Genomic DNA, 20,186 nt, shown 5'->3' with positions numbered 1-20,186 from the left:
AGCATTAACAATTGAACTGCAATAGTTCATATATGAATTGGCAAAGGAATCCAGTTCACGGGGAGGAAACCGCGCGGCAAAGGCGCGAACCCGGTTAGTCTAGTAGCAAAAAGCCGGTGGGACCAGAGGGTCCGGCCGCTCGGCGACAGGCGCATAGGCCCGGGTGGCCACCCGCCGGCGCCGGCATCCCGTTTCGACAGCAAGGGCCCGTCCGGACATGAAGATCACCAAGCTCAAAACCTTCGTCGCCAATGTCTCGCGCACCAATTTCGTGTTCGTCAAGCTCTATACCGATGACGGCATCGACGGCGTCGGCGAGGCGACGCTCGAATGGAAGACCGAAACCATCGTCTCGGCGCTCCACGAACTCGAACGCGCGCTGATCGGCCACGACCCGTTCGCCAGCGACGCGATCATCGAGCGGTTGCACCGCGACAGCTACTGGCGCACCGGCGCCGTGTTCCGCACCGCGCTCGGCGCCATCGACGCCGCCCTGCTCGACATCAAGGGCAAGGCGCTCGGCGTACCGGTGTTCGAGCTGCTCGGCGGCAAATACCGCGACCGCATCGCCTGCTACGCTAACCACTGGTTCTTCGGCGCAACCACGCCGGACGAATATGCCGAGCGCGCCCGCAACGCCGTGCGGATGGGCTACCGGGCGCTGAAATGGGACCCCTTCGACGTCGCCGACCTAGAGATGAGCCGCAAACAGCGCCGCGAGACCATCGAGATCGTGGGCGCCGTGCGCGATGCCGTCGGCCCCGATATCGACCTGATGCTCGACGTCCATGGCCGGCTCAACGTGCCGACGGCGATCGCGATGTGCCGGGAACTCGCCCGTTTCGACCTGCGCTGGATCGAAGAGCCGACACCACCGGAAAACATCGATGCGCTGGCCGAGGTGCGCGCCAACTCGCCGGTCGAGATCGCCGCCGGCGAGCGTTGGTTCGAGCCGGGCAAGGTGCTGGAGGCGCTCTCCAAGCACGCCGTCGACGTGCTGCAGACCGATGTCTCGCATTTCGGCGGGCTTTCGGAGACCAAGCGCATCGCCCATCTCGCCCATGCCCACCTGATCCCGCTCGCCCCGCACAATCCGGTCGGGCCGGTGATGAATGCGATGACGCTGCATACTTCAGTGGCGATCCCGAACTTCGCGATCTTCGAGACGGTGTCGGTCGACGTGCCGTGGCGCAAGACGCTGGTGAAGGAGACGCTGCGCTTCGACAATGGCGATCTCCTGGCCCCGACCGCGCCCGGCCTCGGCGTCGAACTGATCGAGGAGGCCTGCGCCAACTTCCCCTACGAGCCCTATGACGTGCCGCTGTTCGACGGCTCGATGAACACCAAGGGGATCGCGACCGGCGCGGAAACGCTGACCGGGAACGACTGAGAACGATGGCGAAATTTCTCATCAGGGGCGGCCGGATCATCGATCCGGCCTCCGGCTTCGATGCCATCGCCGATGTCGCGACCGAAGGCACCCGGATTACCGCGATCGCGCCGGACATCTTGCCGGACGGCCATCAGGTGATTGAGGCCGGCGGCCTGCTGGTCATGCCCGGCCTCGTCGACCTGCACACCCATGCCTACTGGGCCGGAACCCTGCTCGGCGTCAATGCCGACAAGATCGGGCCGAGGAGCGGCGTCACCACCTGGGTCGATTGCGGCTCGGCGGGGGCCGCGACCTTCGAGGGATTTTACCACCACGTGATAAAATCCGCGCGGATGCGGATCATCCCGTTCCTGAACCTCTCCTATATCGGGCTGACGCCCGCCGGCAATCTCAGCCTCGAGGTCGGGGAGCTGTGCGACTGGCGCTTCGCCGACCTGAAGGAAATCGGCCGGATCGCGCGGCAGTTTCCCGGTGAGGTCGCCGGCATCAAGCTGCGCGCCAGCAACAATGCCACCGGCGGCAATGCCGGGGTCGTCCTGCCGCTTGCCCGCGAGGCCGCCGATATGCTGGGCGTACCGCTGATGGTCCATGTCGGGCTCGCCCCGCCGGTGCTGGAGGAGGTGCTGCCGTTCCTGAAGGCCGGCGACATCCTGACCCATATCTTCAATCCCGCGCCCGGCGGCGCATCGATCGGGGCTGACGGCCGGATCAAGCCGGCGCTGAAGGATGCGATCGCGCGTGGCGTGCGCCTCGACGTCGGCCATGGCGGCGCGAGCTTTTCCTTCACCCATGCCGAGGCGGCGCTTGCCGATGGCCTCGCCTTCGATGCGATCAGCACCGACCTGCACGCCCACAACATCGCCGGCCCGGTCTTCGACCTGCCGCATGTGATGGCGAAATTCCTGGCGCTCGGCATGCCGCTCGCCGAGGTGCTGCGGCTTGCGACCTCGGCCCCGGCCGATGTGCTCGGCCGCCCGGAACTCGGCCGGCTTGCGGAAGGCGGCGAGGCCGATATCGCGCTGTTTCGGCTCGCCGAGGGCGATTTCACCTTCATCGATTCCCTCGGCGCCACCCGCAAGAGCCGGATGAAACTCGAAAACGTCATGACCATGCGCGCCGGCGAACCGGCCACGCCGGTCGATGACGGACGCGAGGACGCGCGGCGCTACTGAGTTGCAACAACAAGGCCCGGCTCGTGTGGCTGCCCGAGCCTTGTTGCACTCCCTCTGTTCGTATTTGAACTCGCAACCTGACGATCAGCAGGAGCGCGCAATTTGCTCGCGGTCTGCGTGCGTGTCGATGCCTTCTCAAAAATAATAATTTATTTTCAATGACTTGTTTCAACGAAAATCCCTCGTGCCCTCGACTTGACTTAAGGGAAGTTCAAGATCATAGTTAAATTGCGAACTGATATTATTCATATTTGAACTTATCGAATTGAAGCAGGAGATTTTCCAGCGGTTCGCGAACTGTCCGCCGCTGCGGGCAGTTGCCACATGAGAGGCCGTCCCGCTGACGGCAGGAGGAGCGCGACCGGCGGGCGGGAGGCCCGGCGCGGACGCATGGGAGATGCCGCGGCAAGACGCCGTGGCAATGGAGGAAACATGACAATGACCGCGATGAAATTTTCGGCGCTCGTCGCCATCTCGGTATCGGCGCTGACGCTCGCGTCCGGAATGGCCTTTGCCGGCGACGTCACCTGGTGGACGCCCAACTTCAACGAGGCGCGCGCCCAGAAGCTGAAGGCCGCCTTCGAGGAAGCCCATCCCGATATCAGGGTCAATCTCGAGATCACCACCACCAACGGCCTGCCGCAGCGCATCATCACGACCCTGATGTCCGGCTCGACGCCCGACATCATCGACGTCCAGAGCCCGTGGGTGAACGGCTATGCCGAGGGCAATCTGGTGCAACCACTCGGCGACGTGATCGAGGACAGGGACGACTACGTCAAGGCCGCGCTCGACTACGTCACCTATGACGGCGAGCTCTACGCCATCCCCTACCGTATCGAGACCATGGCCGTGATCTACAACCGCGGTGATTTCTCGGCCGCCGGGCTCGATCCGGACAGCCCGCCGAAGACCTGGGAAGAGTTGAAGACCGTGGCCGCGACGCTCAGCAAGGACAACCATTACGGCTTCGCCATCACCGGCGGCGGCGAGGTCGGCAACACGCTTTATCGCTCGCTTCCGTTCATCTGGATGAATGGCGGCACCATCGTCTCCGACGACCTGACCAAGGCGACCGTCAACGAGAAAGCCGCCGTCGAGGCGGTCGAATACTGGACCAATTTCTACAAGGACGGCTCCTCGCCGGCCTCGACGCTCGAGAATGACGGCACGGCCAACCGCCGCCTGTTCATCGCCAACACCGTGTCGATGTACCAGTCCGGCCAGTTCGACCTCGCCTCGATCCAGCAGGAAAATCCGAACATCGATATCGGCGTGATGATGACGCCCTATCCCGACGGCAAGGAAACCTCCGGCATTCTCGCCGGCTGGAGCTTCGTCATCCCGAAGGACGCCCCCAATCCGGACGACGCCAAGACGCTGATCAGCTTCCTGACCGAGGCGGAGAACATGGGCAACTACACGGATACCTTCCCGGCCCGCAAATCCGCCATGGACATGGAGCGGTTCAACACGCCGCTGCTGCAGGTCTACAAGGACATGCTGCCCTATGCCCGGCCGCTGCCGATCCACAAGAACTGGGTGCAGATCACCCAGGCCTATTTCGACGGCATCCAGCGCATCCTGCTCGGCCAGCAGACCGCCCAGGAATCCATGGACCTCGCGGCTGAGGACATCCAGGCGCTTCTCGACCAGTAACCGACCAGAGCCACCCCCGGAGCCTCGCCGCTCCGGGGGCTTGTCCGGAGCTTCGACCAGTCTCCCCCTTGAGGGTGAGATGTCGTGAAAAGTCGGAGGACGGCATCGCGTCACTCCCAAGCGCGCGAACCTTGTTGCGAGGCGCCTTCACCCGACGTTGCGGCATCTCTCCCTCAAGCGGGAGGCCGAAACAGGCCGGACCATCCGGGACCCGGCAGCCTTTACGGAGAATGACCATGAAACGGCCCTCGACAGGCTTGCTGTTTGCCCTGCCGGCAGTGCTGATGCTGCTGCTCCTGATCGCCTATCCGGTGGTCTATACCGGTATCCTCAGCGTCACCGACGTGCGCGGCAACTATGTCGGCGCCAACAATTTCGTCAATGTGCTGAGATCGCGCGCGACCCCGCAGGCCTTCATCAACACGCTGTGGTGGGTCGGCGGCTCGATCGTGTTCCAGGTGGTGCTCGGCACGGCGACCGCGATCCTGCTCAACCAGGAATTCCGTTTCCGCGGCGCGCTGCGCGCTGTCGCCGTGATCCCGTGGGTGGTACCCGGCATCGTCGCCGCCACCACCTGGGCGTGGATGTTCCATACCGAGTTCGGCATCATCAACTACATGATGACCTCCACCGGCGTGCTCGACAAGCCGGTCGGCTGGCTCACCAATCCGAACACCGTCATGCCGGCGATGATCGCGATCAATGTCTGGAAGCTGTTCCCCTTCGTCGCCATCATGGTGCTGGCCGGCCTGCAGTCGATCCCGAAGGACCTCTACGAGGCCGCCCGCGTCGACGGCGCGAGCTTCTGGGACGAGGTGATCTACATCACCCTGCCACAGGTGCGCCCGGTGATCATCGCCGTCACCCTGCTGCTGGTGATCTGGGGGCTGAACCACATCACCACGATCTACGCCATCACCCGGGGCGGGCCGGCGAACCTGACACTGATCACCCCGATCCAGATCTTCCGGCTGGCGTTCGAATCCTTCCAGTTCAACCAGGCCGCCGCGCTGTCGGTAATGTTCTTCGCCTTCGCGATGGTGATCGTCGCGATCTATATCCGCTTCCTGACGTCCAACAACGAGGTCGCCCGATGAGACGGTCCCTGCCCGCAAGCCTGATCATCCTGGCCGCCTCGCTCGCCGTTGCCGGTATCTGCCTGTTTCCGTTCCTGTGGATGGGCATTTCGTCGATCAAGGTGCTGCGCGAACTCTATACCGTGCCGCCGACCTGGATCCCGGAGAACCCGACGCTCGCCAACTACAAGACCGTGCTGTTCGACAGCAATATCCCACGCTATTTCCTGAACAGCGTGGTGATCTCGGTCGGTTCCACCCTGCTCGCCCTGATCCTCGCGATCTTCGCCTCCTACGGCTTCGCGCGCTTCAACTTCAAGGGCAAAACCTATTACCAGTCCTTCGTGCTGATCGGCCAGCTTCTGCCGACCGCGGCGATCATCGTGCCGCTGTTCGTGACGTTGCGCTATCTCGGGCTGGTCAACACCTATCTCGGCCTGATCCTGGTCTACCTGATCATCACGCTGCCGCTCTCGGTCTGGATGCTGACCAGCTATTTCAAGGCGATCCCGGTCGACCTCGAGGAGGCGGCGATCATCGACGGCACCTCGCGGATGGGCGTGCTGTTCCGCATTACCTTGCCGCTGTCGGTTCCGGGGCTGGTCGCAGTCGCCGTCTATGCCTTCGTCACCACCTGGAACGAATTCATTTTCGCGCTCTGCTTCGCCACCGATTCCTCGGTGAAGACGCTGCCGATCGGGCTTGCCGAATTCACCACCGAGTTCAACACCGACTGGGGCGCCGTGATGGCCGCCTCGATGATCATGACAGTGCCGATCGCGGTGCTGTTCCTCTCCATGCAAAGACTGTTCGTCGGCGGCATCATGGCCGGCGCCACCAAGGGCTGACCCCATGAACACCACGATCCCGAAACTCGGCCTCGGCACCTTCGGCCGCACCGGCGAGGACGGCCTCACCGCCCTGCTTTCCGCAATCGAGATCGGCTATCGCCATATCGACACCGCCCAGAGCTACGGCACGGAGGAGAATGTCGGCCGCGCCATCGCCCGTTCCGGCCTCGCCCGCGATGCCTTCTTCGTCACCACCAAGGTCGCGGACACAAACCTAGCCAAAGGCGATTTCATGCCGAGCGTCGAGAAAAGCCTCGAAACGCTCGCCCTTGATCATGTCGACCTGCTTCTGATCCACTGGCCCTCCGCAAAGGACGCCGTGCCATTTGAGGACTATATGGAGGCGCTTGCCGAGGCGAAGGCGCGGGGTTTTGCCCGCAATATCGGCGTTTCGAATTTCCCGATCGGCCACCTGAAGCGCGCCGAGGCGTTGCTTGGCAAGGGCGTGCTCGCCACCGACCAGGTCGAGATCCATCCTTTCCTGCAGAGCCCGAAGCTTCGCGACCATGCCCGCGGCATCGGCATGCCGCTGACGGCCTACATGCCGCTCGCCAAGGGCAGGGTCAGCAATGACCCGCTGCTGTCGGAGATCGCCACCCGCCATGGCGTGACGGCGGCAGCAGTCGCGCTCGCCTTCCTGATGGAAGAGGGCCACATCGTCATCCCCGCCTCCTCGAATGCCGGACGGCTCAGGGAGAATTACGCATCACTTTCGGTGAACCTTAGCGCAGACGACATGACCGCCATCCGCGGCCTCGACCGGGGCATGCGGCTGATTGACCCGGACAAGGCGCCCGACTGGGACGACGCCGCCTAAGCGGCCAATGCAAAGGAGACATGCCCATGGGCACGGTGAAAATCGACGACGTCCGCAAATCCTATGGCGCGCTGGAAGTGCTGCACGGCATCGACATCGACATTGCCGACGGCGAGTTCGTCATTCTGGTCGGCCCGTCCGGCTGCGGCAAGTCCACGCTTCTGAGGATGATCGCGGGACTGGAGGAAATCTCCGGAGGCACAATCGATATCGGCGGCCGGGTGGTCAACAACCTGCATCCGAAGGAGCGCGACATCGCCATGGTGTTCCAGTCCTATGCCCTCTATCCGCATATGACGGTGGCGAAGAACATGGGCTTTTCGCTGAAGCTTGCCCGCACCGATCCCGCCGAGATCGCCAGACGCGTCGAGTCGGCGGCGAAGATCCTCGGGCTCGACAGTCTTCTCGACCGCTATCCGCGCGCTCTCTCCGGCGGCCAGCGCCAGCGCGTCGCCATGGGCCGCGCGATCGTGCGCGATCCGCAGGTGTTCCTGTTCGACGAGCCGCTGTCGAACCTCGACGCCCAGCTCCGCGTCGCCATGCGCACCGAGATCAAGGCGCTGCACCAGCGCCTGACCACCACCACGATCTACGTCACTCACGACCAGATCGAGGCCATGACCATGGCCGACCGGATCGTGGTGATGAATGGCGGGCGGATCGAACAGGTCGGAACCCCGCTGGAACTCTACGACGCGCCGGCCAATACATTTGTCGCCCGCTTCATCGGCTCGCCAGGCATGAACATGCTGCCGGGCACGATCGCCGACGGCGGCTTCCTCGGCGATGACGGTACGGAGATCGCACTCGGCGCTGGCCTGCCGCAGGCCGCCGAAGGCACGCGGGTGACGCTCGGCATCCGCCCGGAGCATTTCCGTCTCGACCCCGATGGTATCGGCGGCGAGATCGTCACGGTCGAGCCGACCGGACCGGAAACCCAGGTCTCGATGAAATTCGCCGGGCATGACGTGGTGGCGGTGTTCCGCGAGCGTATCCGCGAACGCGCCGGCACACTGCTGCCGATTTCGCCCGATCCCGACCAGATCATCCTCTTCAACGCCGAAACGGGCCAGCGCCTGCAGTAATCCTCCCTTTCGAGACAGGAAACCCTTATGGAATATCACGACATCAAGCGCCCGAGCCGGGAGACCTGCGACGCACTGGCGGCGATCGGCACCGCGACCGCGAGCAGCGAGCTCAACCGCATGGGCCTGCGCAACTGTCACATCCGCGGCCCGAAGGCGCTGGTGAGCGGCAAGAGCGTCGCCGGCCCGGCGCTGACGCTGCAGTTCATGCCGAAGCGCGAGGACCTGTTTGCCGGCGGCGAATACGACAACCCTGATCTCCAGTTGCACCGCAATGTGATGTATCCGGCCAAGGCCGGCGACATGATCGTCGTCGACGCGCGCGGAGACATGTCGAGCGGCATTTTCGGCGAGATGATGCTGACCTTCTTCAAGGGCCGTGGCGGACAGGGCGTCGTCATCGACGGCTGCATCCGCGATTCCGGCCCGGCGAAAAAGCTCGGCCTCGGCATCTGGGTGAACGGCGTGACCCCGAACTACCATGCCCAGACCGATATCGTGCCCTATGCCGTCAACGTCCCCGTTGCCTGCGGCGGCGCCTTCGTGATGCCGGGCGACATCATCATCGCCGATGACGACGGCGCCGTGGTCGTGCCGATCGCGCTCGCCGAAAAGCTGATCGAGGCCGGCAGCGGCCACGCCGAATGGGAGGAATTCTCCCGCCTCCGCCTGTCAGAGGGCGCCGACCTGCAGCGCTACTACCCGCTCTCCGATGAGGTCTGGGACGAGTACGTCGCCTGGCGGGATGCGCAAAGCAAGGTTTGAGGCCCGGCCATAGCCTCGCTGTCATCGGAATTTCCTCAAACTTTCACGTAAACTGGCTAGCTACCGCATTTCTCAGGCAGGTTGCGCGGCCCAGTTCTGGCGCGCGTTGCACAGGGCGTTTGCGATTGTGACGAGCTTGCGGGCGACCGCCGTGATGACGACCTTGTGTGGTTTTCCGGTGTCACGAAGACGATCAGCGAAGACCCTCAGGGCTGTGCTATGGTAGCTGGCAACAAGGACCGCCTGGAACATCACATGTCGCAACAGGCGGCGTCCGCCTGCAATGGCGCGCTTGCTGGGCCTGTTGCAAATTTTCAGCGATTTCAGAATTTGCAGTCCGAAGAGGCGCGCGAGCAGATCGTTTAGCCACAGCATGGCTTCGAAACCCGCGATTGTCCGCCGCGCCGTTATGAAGGATTGAAAGCCACCAACCTTGGGCATGTTCTTCTTCGTCCGAAAGTGATCACTCTCGATGCGTTGTTGGAGATGCTTGGTGACATAAGGCACGGGTTTGGGCTGAAGGAAACCGCTGTCTACCGAGGTTTTGATCGCGGATGGGACCATTTTGGTTCCATCTGTGCCGACGATGAGCCATGCCTCGAAATGCCTGCCTTTGAAATCATCCTTCGATTGGCGCTTCAGCTTCTCGGCAATAGCATTCAGAAACATGGGCTCGTTTCGCAACAATGGGAGCGCAAATTTCCTTGACGATGGTCTACATGGGGTTAACCAGAAAGTTTGCGACAAGGCCTCCCCGCCCAGGTCGCGGCGCTGATCGCGATGGGCTGAGGCGTCAGCCGAAGGAAATGCCAAGCGGTTTGGCCATAGCCTTCAGAGCGTCGCGGGCGACGGCATAGTCATCGCCCTCCAGATGCTCCAGCATCAACGGGACGCCGCGGTCGAGCTTTTCGAGCTCGGTCAGATAGGCGGCGTAGTCGAGCACGCCCTTGCCGATGATGACCTCATCGAGATGCAGGGCGGCCCGGTCGTGGAGGATGATGTCCTTGGCGTGGCAGCTTGCGATATGGGGTCCGAGCTTTTCGAAGCATTCACGGATCAGCCGTCCGTTTTCGAAATAGACCCTCGGCGTCATGATCAGGTTGACCGGATCGAGATGGGCGGCGAAGGCCTCGCGGTCGACCGCGCGGATCAGGTCGAGATAGCAGTCGACGCTGTCGGGCAGGGCATACTGCATCATTTCCAGCGCGAACCGGGCCCGTTTCGGCTTCACCGTATCGATAATGGCGCGGGCGGTCGCGACTGTGGCGTCAAAGGCGTCGCGCGTCAGGTTCTTTGGGTGCGGGGCATATTCGGTCCCGGCCTCGAACGAACCGATGTAGCTGACGGCGCAGCGGGCGCCGACGGCATCGGCCAGCGCCAGTTTCTTGCAGGCATAGTCGACGTTGTTCCTGCGCACGGTCTCATCCGGCGTGACGAGATTGCGCCAGATACCGATCTCGGCGATCATCACGTCATGGGCGGTAAAGGCCGTCTCGATCGCCCGTTGCCGATCGGTATCGCCGATGTCGCAGGGCGGGCAATAGGCCGCGTGGTAGCCGAAATCGACATGGGCGCGGGCGAATTCCTCCGGATCTTCCGGATCAACGGGAAGGCCATGGCCGCCAAGTCTGATCATGTTGTTTCTCCTGAAGAGGCAGAAGACGCCCGGCTTTATTGAAAAGTCCTGGCCGGTTGCTCGGCAGATATTTGTTTCGCAAACTTGGCAGCAATCCTTCTCCCCCCTTGGCCGGGGAGATTGGGACTGCAAGGCCCCTCAGGTCGCCACCTTGTCCCGGTCCCATTCCAGCAGTTCGACGATCGCGCCCATCTGCGCCATGGCGTCGAAATATTCGTAGCGGCCGTCATTGCCTTCGAATTCTCCGTGCTGGATCATCGCAAGCCCCTTGCCGGCGAGGTAGTCGCGGCGGCCGGTCATGTCGACGGTGCGGAAGGCGAAGTGATGGAATGACGGGCCGTGTTTGTCGAGATGCTCACGCCATGTGCTGGGCTCGGGGCCGGGCTCCAGGAACTCCACATCGATGTTTTCGAAGCGGAACAGCGCGAGGCGGAAGGTGATTTCAGCGGGTTTGCCCAAATACGTCGCCTGGGCGATGTCGGCGGTGGCCGACTTGCCGATATGGGCCGGTTCCTTGCCGGTCAGGTCGGCGAACCAGGCGGTTGATTTTTCAAGATCGTCGGTGACGAAACAAAGCTGCATGACCTTGTCTTCATCGAGAAGGCGCTTGTCCATGGGGGCTCTCCTGACGGCGGACCGGGGCCATGGCGCTCCGGTCCGGGATTGTCGTTGCGAGGCTTCAGCCGAAGATCGCGTCATACTCGTCGGCGAGGCCGGCGCGCACATCGTCGACCGTCATGTCCTGATCGCTCCAGAAGTTGAACATCACGTCCCATATTGCATGGTGCCAGTCGCTGTCTGCGGTGTTGAACGGGTTCTGCACCGTGCCGCCTGGAACCTTGAGCTGATCGATGACCACTTCGTTGCAGACGTCGAGCATGTCGGCCGGCGCGTCGAGGCGGGCGGGCGAGGAGCCCTTTTTCTGGGCGAAGGCACCTGAGACCTTGGGATCGAGGGCGGTCTTTGCGAAGGTGTATTCCGCTTCCGTCACCTCCTCCGACTGATCTCCGAGCAGGCCGAAGGCATCCGACGTGACCGGAACCGCCTTGGCGCCCGGAATGACGATGCAGCCGAAATCGACGCCGGGTTCCTTGCCGGCGGCCTTCCATTCGCCCTTCATCCAGTCGCCCATGATGTGCATCAGCGCCTTGCCGGTGATCACCTGGTTGGTGGCCTCGTTCCAGGGGCGGTTCTGCGCCTCGGGACCGGCTTCCTCGGAGAAGGCGCGCACGACCTCGACGGCCTTGGCGAATTCCGGCGTGTCGATGGCGGTGATGTCCGGGTCGGGGCCATAGATGCGGTTATAGATCTCCGGCCCGGCAATCGCCGCGATCATCGCATGGGTCAGGTAGCCGACCTGGAAGGCCTGGCTGCCGACCGCGGCCGGTGCGAAACCGGCTGCCCGCACTGTATCGAAATCGGCGAGCATCTCGTCGACCGAGGTCCATGATGCCGGGTCGATGCCGGCCTGTTCGGCAACAGACTTGTTCCAATAGACCATGCCGTCGAGATGCAGCGCCACCGGCACCTTGACGAACTTGCCGTCGACCGTCGACAATTCGCGCACGATCGGCGCCAGATTGGCGGCGATATCGGTCGAATTATAGAGGTCGGTCAGGTCAAGCGAGAGATCGCGCTCGGCGAGGTCGCGGTAGACGCCGGGGTTCGATTCGACGAAGGCGTTCGGCGGATTGCCGCCGGTCACCATGTTGACGAGGCTGACATTGACGCCCGAATTGTGCGGGATCGCCAGATCCTTCCACGTGATCCCCTGTTCGGCGAGCGCGTCACGCAGCACGTTCAGCGCGCCGACCTCACCGGGTGTCGACCACCCGTGATAGACAACGAGTTCCTCTGCCGAGGCGCTGAGGGCGGTGCCCATCAGCAGGGCGCCGGCGAGCCCCAAAAGCGATTTCCTGTGCATCTTATTCCTCCCTACAAAATGCTCCTCACATTCGCCGCCCTGTCTGGGCGTCGAAGACATGGGCCTTCCCCTTGAGGAAGCCGAATTGCAATGTTTCTCCGGAACGCGCGGCCCCGAGTTCGGCCGGCGTGCAGCGCATCGCCAGCAACCGGCCGCCGATGCCGAAATAGGCGGTCGAGTCCGAGCCTGTGCGTTCGCCGTAATGCAGCGGCAGCGAAAAGGTGAAGGCGGGGTCCGCGAGTGCTGCGCCCGGAGCGCCGAAATGCTCCGGCCGCAACCCGAGGATAACTTTCTGGCCATCGGATGGCGGTTCGGCGAAATCGTGATCGCTGAGATCGAATACCCCCTCGGCATCGGCGAGTTTCGCGCCGATGCTGTCTCCTGAGACAGTGAGGTTTGCCTCCAGCATGTTCATCGAGGGGGCGCCGATGAAGCCGGCGACGAAGAGATTGGCCGGGCGTTCATAGATCTCGTCCGGCGTTCCGAACTGCTGGATGACGCCGCCATTCATCACGGCGATTTGCGTTGCCATCGTCATCGCCTCGATCTGATCGTGGGTGACGTAGACGATGGTCGATTTCAGTTCGTCATGCAGTTTCTTGATCTCGAGCCGCATCTCGGTGCGCAGCTTGGCATCGAGGTTCGACAGCGGTTCGTCGAACAGAAATACGGGCACATTCTTCACCAGCGCCCGGCCGATGGCGACGCGCTGGCGCTGGCCGCCGGAAAGCTGGGCCGGCTTGCGGGCGAGCAGCGGTTCGATCTGCAACAGCTTCGCCGCCCAGTCTATACGCTTGTCGACCTCCTCCTTCGGCAGTTTGGCGGCGGCGAGGCCGAATTTCAGGTTTCCGCGCACCGTCTTGGTCGGATAGAGCGCGTAGGACTGGAACACCATGGCAAGGCCGCGGTCCTTGGGATCGAGATCGGTGACATCGCGCCCGCCGATGGTGATGCGACCGTCGGTGACTTCGATCAGGCCGGCGAGCAGGTTCAAAAGCGTGGTCTTGCCGCAGCCGGAGGGGCCGAGCAGCACCAGGAAGGCGCCGTCATCCACCGAAAGATTGAGGTCGTCCAGCACGGTCAGCGCGCCGTAGTCCTTGACGATATGTTCGAAACGGATCTCAGGCATGGATCACCCCTTGATTGCGCCGGCAGTGATGCCCTGCACGAAAAACTTGCCGAGAAGGAAATAGATGACGAGCGGGGGCACGGCCGTCAGAAGGGCTGCCGCCATGTTCTCGTTGTAGCGGACCTCGCCGGTGTTGGTGATCACGACATTGGCGAGGATGACGGTCATCGGCTGGGTGCCGAGCCCGCCAAAGGTAAGGCCGACAAGGAAGTCGTTCCAGATATGGGTGATCTGCATGATCAGCACCACGATCAGGATATTGCCGGACATCGGAATGATGATCTCCACGAACACCCGCCAGAACGATCCCGAATCCATCATCGCCGCGCGCATGATCTCGTCCGGTATGTCCTTGTAGTAATTGCGGAAGATCAGCGTCAGCAGCGGCAGAGACAGGATCGCGTGGACGATCGCGATGCCCCAGACCGTGCCATAGACCTTGACCAGGCCGGAGAGCACGATCAGCGGGATCATGATGATCTGGAACGGCACGAAGGCGCACATGAACAACAGGAACATGAACGGCCCGGCCCAGCGCACATTCCACAGCGCCAGCGCATAGCCGGTGACCGAGGAGATCGCGAGCGACAGGATCAGCGAGGGAAACAGGATCATCAGCGAATTGACGAAACCGACCTTCAGCCCGTTGCAGTTGATCCCGGAGCAGGCGTCGTTCCAGGCGGTCAGCCAGGGCTGCAGCGTCCATGTCGTCGGCAGCGCGAAGATGTCGCCGAGCCGGATCTGGTCCATGGTCTTCAGCGAGGTGACAACGATGACGTAGAGCGGCAGGCAGAAGAACGCCGCGCACATCGTCAGGAACACCAGGATCGCGATCGAGCGCGGGCTTATCTTCTTTCGCGGCCGCGGGAAATAGACCGGGCGGCCGGTGACGGCGCGGGGCTTGGCGGCGGGGAAGGGGGCGGCGAGCCCGGTCTCGGTCGGAAGCGTCATGCGGGCCTCCCCTCTCTGCGGCGCTGCTGCCAGGCCGTCAGCGTCACCAGCGGCAGGAACACGGCGAGCGTGATCAGCAGCATGATGACGGCGGCGGCGGAGGCATAGCCGAGATTGGATTTCTGCCAGTAGGCATTGACGGTGAAATAGGCCGGCACATAGGTGGATTGTCCCGGCCCGCCATTGGTCATCGCCACCACGATGTCATAGGCCTTGACCACGCCGAGCGAGAGCAGGATGGCGCAGGTCAGGAAGGTGAAGCGCATCATCGGCACGATGATCTCGACATAGAAGCGGAAGGTGCCGACGCCGTCGAGCTTGGCCGCGCTCCAGATTTCCGAGTTGATGCCCTTCAGCCCGGCCAGCATCAGTGCCATGTAGAAGCCCGAGCCCTGCCAGATCGAGGCGAGGATGATGCCGTAGATCGCGGTGTCGCCGGAGGACAGCCAGTCGAGGCGGACCCATGTCAGGCCGATGGAATGAAAGAAGTTCTGCAACCCGAGGCTCGGATCGAACAGCCAGCGCCAGGCGACCCCGGTGACGATCAGCGAGACGGCGAGGGGATAGAGAAAGACCGTGCGGAACAGGCCTTCGCCGCGCTTTTCGGCATTGATCAGGCAGGCGAGGATGAAGCCGAAGCCGATCGCCAGCGTGCTGCCGACGCCGAGAATGAGCAGGTTCTTCAGCGAGATGAGCCAGGCATGGTCGCCAAAGAGCCGGCCGTACTGGCGTGACCAGTCGCTCCAGTCGATGGCATAGTCCGGAAACCGCCGGCTGCGGGTGAAGCTCAGATAGATGGTCCAGAGCATCGACCCGAAAAAGGCGACGAATGTGATGATGACTGCCGGCGCCAGCGCGAACTGGGGCGACCATCGGCTCCACCGAATACGCATGTTCCTCCCTTTCCGCTTGCCCCTTGCGTCAGGGCTCGCGGCTTCCTGCAACACCACTCCCATTGGTATTGTATTACCGGTAACATAAGGCTATGTTCCTCCTCCGGTCAACAGGGAAAATCAGGTTGCGCCATTTTCCCGATGAGAGATCCGGTTGCGGCTGGAGAGGGCTGTTTGCCGCCGCGGGTGCGGTGGCGAAAAGGTTAGGAGGAGAAATATGAAAAGGAATCAATATGGTATGCCGCTCATGGGGCTCGGCACCTTCGACCGGACCGGCCCGGAGGGCGTGTCGGCGATCCTGGCGGCGCTGGAGATCGGCTATCGTCATATCGATACCGCGCAGACCTATGACACCGAGCGCGAATGCGGCGAGGCTATCCGGCGCTCCGGGCTGAAGCGGGACGACGTGTTCGTCACCACCAAGATTTCCACGGAGAATTTCGGCCCCGGCATGCTGGTACCCTCGCTGCGCCAGAGCCTCGACCGGCTCGGGCTGGAGAGCGTCGACCTTACCTTGCTGCACTGGCCGTCGCCGAAGAACAGGGTCGCGCTTGAGACCTATGTTGCGCAGATCGCGGAGGCCCATGCGGCGGGGTTGACGCGGATGATCGGGGTCTCGAACTTCACGCGAAAGCTGCTGGCCGAGGCCCAGGCGCTGCTCGGCGACCTGAAGATCGTCAACAACCAGTTCGAATGCCATCCCTATCTTCAGAACCGGGTTCTGGCCGATTATTGCCGCGAACACGGGATTTCCGTCACCTGTTACCTGCCAATCGCCCGCGGCAGGCTCGCCGGCGATCCTGTCTTGGAGCCGCTGGCGGAGAGGAAGGGCTGCACGGTCGAGCAACTGGCGCTCGCCTGGTCGATTACGAACGGCCACTGCGTCATTCCAGCCTCCGGCAGGCCGGAGCGGCTGCGCAGTAATTTCGAGGCGCAGGCGGTGACGCTGTCGCACGAGGAGATGGCCATGATCGCCTCGGTCGACTGCGGGCGGCGCTATATCGATTTCGACTGGGCGCCGGACTGGGACTGAGAGGGATGGCATTGACAAGTCATCGCCCATCGCTAAAACCTGTTCGTATTACCGGTACTACAGTCCGGCGACGCACCTCGGGAACCGCACCTTCCAGAGGCTTCGTCATCATCTGCAAAAGCGTGCGCGGGAGGAGTGCATGAAGGGTATCGTTCACATCGGGCATGTCGCCATCAAGGTGAAGGACCTCGACAAATCGCTGGATTATTACGAAAAACGCCTTGGTTTTCCGGAGATGCTGCGGCTTCACAATGACGACGGCACGCCGTGGCTGGTCTATCTCAGGATCACCGACGACCAGTATCTGGAGATCTTCCCGGGTGCCGAAAACGACCGGGCTCCGGGTTGGAATGCCAATGGCGTCAACCACATGTGCTTCACCATCGAGGACCTCGACGGCACGGTTGCCCGGATCGAGGAAGCGGGTATAACGCTTCTGTCGCCAATCAAGGAAGGGCTCGACGGCAACCGTCAGGCCTGGCTTGAGGATCCGGACGGCAACCGCATCGAACTGATGGAAATGAAGCCTGGCTGCCTGCAATATGAGGCGATCGAACGGCTGCATCGCGAAGGCCGCTGAAAACAGGATTGCGGACTGCCGGTCTTCGGGCCGGCGGTCCCGTTTCAGGAAGGATGACTGTAAGGCATGGGCAATTCAGGGGCCCGGCTCGCCGATATCGCGGCCCGGACCGGCTATTCGAAAAACACCGTTTCCCTTGCCCTGCGCGACAGCCCGCGCATTCCCGAAGCGACGCGCTTGCTGATCCGTGAGGCGGCAAGCGCGCTCAACTACCTGCCCAATCACGTCGCCAAGTCGCTGACCAGCCGCGAGACCAAGACCATCGGCCTGGTGCTCGCCGACATCACCAATCCGGTGCTGACCGAGACCTCGCGGATGATCGAGAAGGAACTTGCGAAGCTCGGCTACGGCACGCTGTTTGCGACCTCCAACAACACGCGGCGCGAGGAAGTGGCGGCGATCGAGATGTTCCGCTCGCGCCAGGTCGACGGCATGCTGGTCTATCCGGCCCGTGGCGACCGCAATTTCGATCATCTCATTGCCCTCAGGCGGGCCAATTTTCCGGTGGTTCTGCTCACGTCTGGCGATAATATCGGCGTCGATATGGTGAGCGTCGATGAGAGGCTGGGTGTCTACAAGGCGGTCCGTCATTTCATCGACCTCGGCCATCGCCGCATCGGCACGCTCGATACCAATGCCGCGGAAGGCAATCACGAGAAGTTCGACGGTTATCTGCAGGCGCTGGCAAGTGCTGGCATCGGTTTCGATCCGGAACTGCAGGTCGCTCCGGCCGGCTACGGGCCGAGTGCCGGGTTCTGGGCGATGGACATGCTGATGGCGGCCGCAAACCGGCCGACGGCGGTGTTCGTCGCCAACGACTATATCGCCGTCGGCGCGGTGCGCTGGTGCCAGAGACAAGGACTGCGGATTCCCGAGGATGTCGCGCTGATCGGCTTCGACAATCTGGAAATGAGCGAATTCCTGAGCACGCCGCTGTCGAGCGTCAGCTACGAGATCGACATCCTCACCCGACTTGCGATCGAACGGCTGCTGAAGCTGATCGGCACGGATGGCAAGCTACCGGATCCGCGCGTCACCCTGGTCGAGCCGAAGCTGGCGATCCGCGACAGCAGCGGCAGCGCGCTTGTCGCAGCCGAGTCTTCTTTCCCGGATGCGGGCTGACTTTTGCCGGGCCTGTTGCAAATTTTCGGCCCTGTCGTAAATTTTCTGGTTAACCCCGATGTTGATCATCGTCAGCGAAATTTGTGTTCCCAAGGTTGCGGAGCGAGCCTATGATTCTGAATGCCATTGCCGAGAAGCTGAAGCGCCAGTCGAAGGATGGCTTCAAGGCAGGCATTTCGAGGCACGGCTCATCGTGCAGGCGGTGGCCTGGTATCTGCGCTATCCGCTCAGCTATCGCGATTTGGAAGAGATGTTCCGCGAGCGTGGCTTCGAGGTCGATCATAGCACGATCAACCGCTCAGTCTGAACGAAATGGCCTTCGCCGATCTGTTCATACGCCCGCTTCGGGTGCACGTAGTCGGCGGGATGGAAGGGGCTTTTGATCTCGTCATCGGAAATCAGCCTGTTCTGGCGGCGGGCGGGATCGGCGATCGGCACGGCATCCATCAGACGACGGGTATAGGGATGCTGCGGATTTTCAAACACCGCCCGGCGAGGGCCGATCTCCACGATTTCGCCGAGATACATGACCGCGACGCGGTGGCTGATGCGCTCGACAACCGCCATGTCGTGGCTGATGAACAGATAGGAAAGGCCGTAACTCTCCTGGAGGTCGAGCATCAGATTGATCACCTGCGCCTTGACTGAAACGTCGAGCGCCGAGACGGATTCATCCGCGATCAGCAGCTTCGGTTCAAGTGCCAGCGCGCGGGCGATGCAGACCCGCTGGCGCTGTCCGCCGGAAAATTCGTGGGGAAAGCGCTCGCCCATGGCAGCAGAAAGGCCGACGCGCTCCAAAAGCGTGCCAACCTTTCCTCGCACCTCAGCCTTGCGGGCAAGGCCATGGGCAAGCATCGGCTCTGCAATCGCCTCGCCAATGCGCATGCGCGGGTTCAGGCTTTCGAACGGATCCTGAAAGATCATCTGCGCCTGACGGCGAATGTCGGTCAGCGCCGATTTCCCTGCGCCGATCACATCGCTGCCCGCGATATGCACAGCCCCGGAAACCGGATCGGTCAGGCGGATGATCGATCGCCCCATCGTCGATTTGCCGCAACCGGATTCTCCGACCAGAGACAGCGTCTCGCCCTGGCGAAGCTCCAGCGACACATCCTCGACGGCATGAATCCTGCCGATGGTCTTGCGCAACAGTCCGGCCTTGACCGGAAAACGGGTGACCAGATTGTCGACCTTCAGGACCGCCGACCCGTCGTGGCGAACGGTATCCTCGGTCGGTTTGATCGCCCCGATTTCGCCCGTTGCCATATCCACTTCGGGAAAGCGCAGCGGCAGATCGCTGCCTGTCATCGCGCCAAGCTGCGGAACGGCCGACAGCAGCGCGCGGGTATAAGGATGGCGCGCGCCGGCGAAAATCTCTGCCGTCGAACCGGTCTCCACCTGCTCGCCCCGATACATCACCACTGTGCGATCCGATATCTCGGCAACGACGCCCATGTCATGAGTAATAAAGAGAACAGACATGCCCTCTTCTTCCTGCAGCGTCTTGATGAGTTCGAGGATCTGCGCCTGAATGGTCACGTCGAGCGCGGTCGTCGGCTCGTCGGCAATCAGCAGTTTCGGATCGCAGGCGAGCGCGATGGCGATCACCACGCGCTGACGCATGCCGCCCGAAAAATTCATCGGATACTCGGAAAGCCGGGATTTCGCGGAGGGAATGCGCACCCGTTCGAGCAGCCGCACCGCCTCGGCCTTGGCCTCTGTCTCGGAGATCCCGCGATGGCGGACCAGAACCTCGGTGATCTGCTTGCCGATCCTCAGCACCGGGTTGAGCGATGTCATCGGCTCCTGGAAGATCATACCGATACGATTGCCGCGGATCGACTGCATCTCTGAAAGCGGCAGCGAGAGCAGATCCCGGCCATCGAAATCGATGCGCCCCGTGACCCGGGCGTTGCCGGGCGAAAGAAGCCGCATGATCGACATTGCGGTCACGCTCTTGCCGGAGCCGGACTCGCCGACGACGGCAACAGTTTCCCGGTCGCCGATGTCGAAGCTGACATCGTGCACCACATTGCGCCATTCGCCATCGACGCAAAAGGCCGCGTTCAGTCCCTGGACGGAGAGAATCGGTGTGGTCAT

General features: G+C 62.5%; 18 protein-coding genes and 2 pseudogenes. 12 read left to right on the top strand and 8 right to left on the bottom strand.

All coding sequences use genetic code 11. The features are described 5' to 3' along the window. The first annotated feature begins 217 nt into the window (after positions 1-217). From HQ843_RS25770 to HQ843_RS25735, 8 genes are all read left to right on the top strand, one after another. Positions 218-1,390, top strand: a complete 1,173-nt coding sequence (locus tag HQ843_RS25770) for a mandelate racemase/muconate lactonizing enzyme family protein (protein WP_180900529.1) — start codon at positions 218-220, stop codon at positions 1,388-1,390. Positions 1,391-1,395: 5 nt separating this feature from the next. Beyond that, a complete protein-coding gene (locus tag HQ843_RS25765) occupies positions 1,396-2,565 on the top strand; it encodes an amidohydrolase/deacetylase family metallohydrolase (protein ID WP_180900530.1) in 1,170 nt (389 codons plus the stop codon). A gap of 438 nt (positions 2,566-3,003) precedes the next feature. After that, positions 3,004-4,224: an ABC transporter substrate-binding protein gene (locus tag HQ843_RS25760; RefSeq protein WP_246710222.1), complete on the top strand. Its 1,221-nt coding sequence runs from the start codon at positions 3,004-3,006 to the stop codon at positions 4,222-4,224. Between the two features lie 236 nt (positions 4,225-4,460). Further along, positions 4,461-5,321 carry a carbohydrate ABC transporter permease gene (locus tag HQ843_RS25755; protein ID WP_180900532.1) on the top strand — a complete coding sequence of 287 codons (861 nt, stop codon included), beginning with the start codon at positions 4,461-4,463 and terminating at the stop codon, positions 5,319-5,321. Continuing rightward, positions 5,318-6,148 carry a carbohydrate ABC transporter permease gene (locus tag HQ843_RS25750; protein WP_180900533.1) on the top strand — a complete coding sequence of 277 codons (831 nt, stop codon included), beginning with the start codon at positions 5,318-5,320 and terminating at the stop codon, positions 6,146-6,148. Before HQ843_RS25755 ends, HQ843_RS25750 begins: the two co-directional genes overlap by 4 nt. Before the next feature lie 4 nt (positions 6,149-6,152). After that, positions 6,153-6,968: an aldo/keto reductase gene (locus tag HQ843_RS25745; RefSeq protein ID WP_180900534.1), complete on the top strand. Its 816-nt coding sequence runs from the start codon at positions 6,153-6,155 to the stop codon at positions 6,966-6,968. A gap of 26 nt (positions 6,969-6,994) precedes the next feature. Further along, the gene (locus tag HQ843_RS25740) at positions 6,995-8,053 is read left to right on the top strand and encodes an ABC transporter ATP-binding protein (RefSeq protein WP_180900535.1); all 1,059 of its coding nucleotides are present in this window, start codon (positions 6,995-6,997) and stop codon (positions 8,051-8,053) included. A gap of 27 nt (positions 8,054-8,080) precedes the next feature. After that, positions 8,081-8,818 carry a ribonuclease activity regulator RraA gene (locus HQ843_RS25735; protein WP_180900536.1) on the top strand — a complete coding sequence of 246 codons (738 nt, stop codon included), beginning with the start codon at positions 8,081-8,083 and terminating at the stop codon, positions 8,816-8,818. Positions 8,819-9,145: 327 nt separating this feature from the next. Here the strand turns inward: HQ843_RS25735 and HQ843_RS30135 are convergent. The 7 genes and pseudogenes from HQ843_RS30135 to HQ843_RS25700 all read right to left on the bottom strand — a co-directional run. Then, positions 9,146-9,403 (bottom strand): annotated as a pseudogene (locus HQ843_RS30135) (DDE-type integrase/transposase/recombinase); the annotation flags it as partial. A 208-nt stretch (positions 9,404-9,611) separates the two neighbouring features. Then, positions 9,612-10,454: a sugar phosphate isomerase/epimerase family protein gene (locus HQ843_RS25725; RefSeq protein ID WP_180900537.1), complete on the bottom strand. Its 843-nt coding sequence runs from the start codon at positions 10,452-10,454 to the stop codon at positions 9,612-9,614. 138 nt (positions 10,455-10,592) lie between these two features. Continuing rightward, positions 10,593-11,069, bottom strand: a complete 477-nt coding sequence (locus HQ843_RS25720; protein WP_180900538.1) for a VOC family protein — start codon at positions 11,067-11,069, stop codon at positions 10,593-10,595. Between the two features lie 64 nt (positions 11,070-11,133). Beyond that, positions 11,134-12,378: an ABC transporter substrate-binding protein gene (locus HQ843_RS25715; RefSeq protein ID WP_180900539.1), complete on the bottom strand. Its 1,245-nt coding sequence runs from the start codon at positions 12,376-12,378 to the stop codon at positions 11,134-11,136. A gap of 25 nt (positions 12,379-12,403) precedes the next feature. Continuing rightward, entirely contained in the window at positions 12,404-13,507 is a 1,104-nt protein-coding gene (locus HQ843_RS25710; RefSeq protein ID WP_180900540.1) for an ABC transporter ATP-binding protein, read from the bottom strand. 3 nt (positions 13,508-13,510) lie between these two features. Further along, positions 13,511-14,458, bottom strand: coding sequence for a carbohydrate ABC transporter permease (locus HQ843_RS25705; protein WP_180900541.1), 948 nt, complete (start codon positions 14,456-14,458; stop codon positions 13,511-13,513). Beyond that, positions 14,455-15,351, bottom strand: coding sequence for a carbohydrate ABC transporter permease (locus HQ843_RS25700; RefSeq protein ID WP_180900542.1), 897 nt, complete (start codon positions 15,349-15,351; stop codon positions 14,455-14,457). Before HQ843_RS25700 ends, HQ843_RS25705 begins: the two co-directional genes overlap by 4 nt. 217 nt (positions 15,352-15,568) lie before the next feature. Here HQ843_RS25700 and HQ843_RS25695 point away from each other — a divergent pair, with 217 nt between their 5' ends. From HQ843_RS25695 to HQ843_RS25680, 4 genes and pseudogenes are all read left to right on the top strand, one after another. Further along, entirely contained in the window at positions 15,569-16,384 is an 816-nt protein-coding gene (locus HQ843_RS25695) for an aldo/keto reductase (protein ID WP_246710221.1), read from the top strand. 139 nt (positions 16,385-16,523) lie between these two features. Next, entirely contained in the window at positions 16,524-16,964 is a 441-nt protein-coding gene (locus HQ843_RS25690) for a VOC family protein (protein ID WP_180900543.1), read from the top strand. 66 nt (positions 16,965-17,030) lie between these two features. Then, on the top strand, positions 17,031-18,086 hold the full coding sequence (locus HQ843_RS25685) for a LacI family DNA-binding transcriptional regulator (RefSeq protein WP_180900544.1): 1,056 nt from the start codon (positions 17,031-17,033) through the stop codon (positions 18,084-18,086). Between the two features lie 110 nt (positions 18,087-18,196). Continuing rightward, a pseudogene (locus HQ843_RS25680) lies at positions 18,197-18,390 on the top strand (IS6 family transposase); the annotation flags it as partial. Here the strand turns inward: HQ843_RS25680 and HQ843_RS25675 are convergent. Further along, positions 18,366-20,186, bottom strand: a complete 1,821-nt coding sequence (locus HQ843_RS25675; RefSeq protein WP_180900545.1) for an ABC transporter ATP-binding protein — start codon at positions 20,184-20,186, stop codon at positions 18,366-18,368. The pseudogene HQ843_RS25680 and the gene HQ843_RS25675 overlap by 25 nt on opposite strands.

Origin of the sequence: Martelella sp. NC20, from assembly GCF_013459645.1 — a bacterium.
Classification (GTDB): domain Bacteria; phylum Pseudomonadota; class Alphaproteobacteria; order Rhizobiales; family Rhizobiaceae; genus Martelella.
This window is presented reverse-complemented; position numbering and strand designations above follow the sequence as displayed.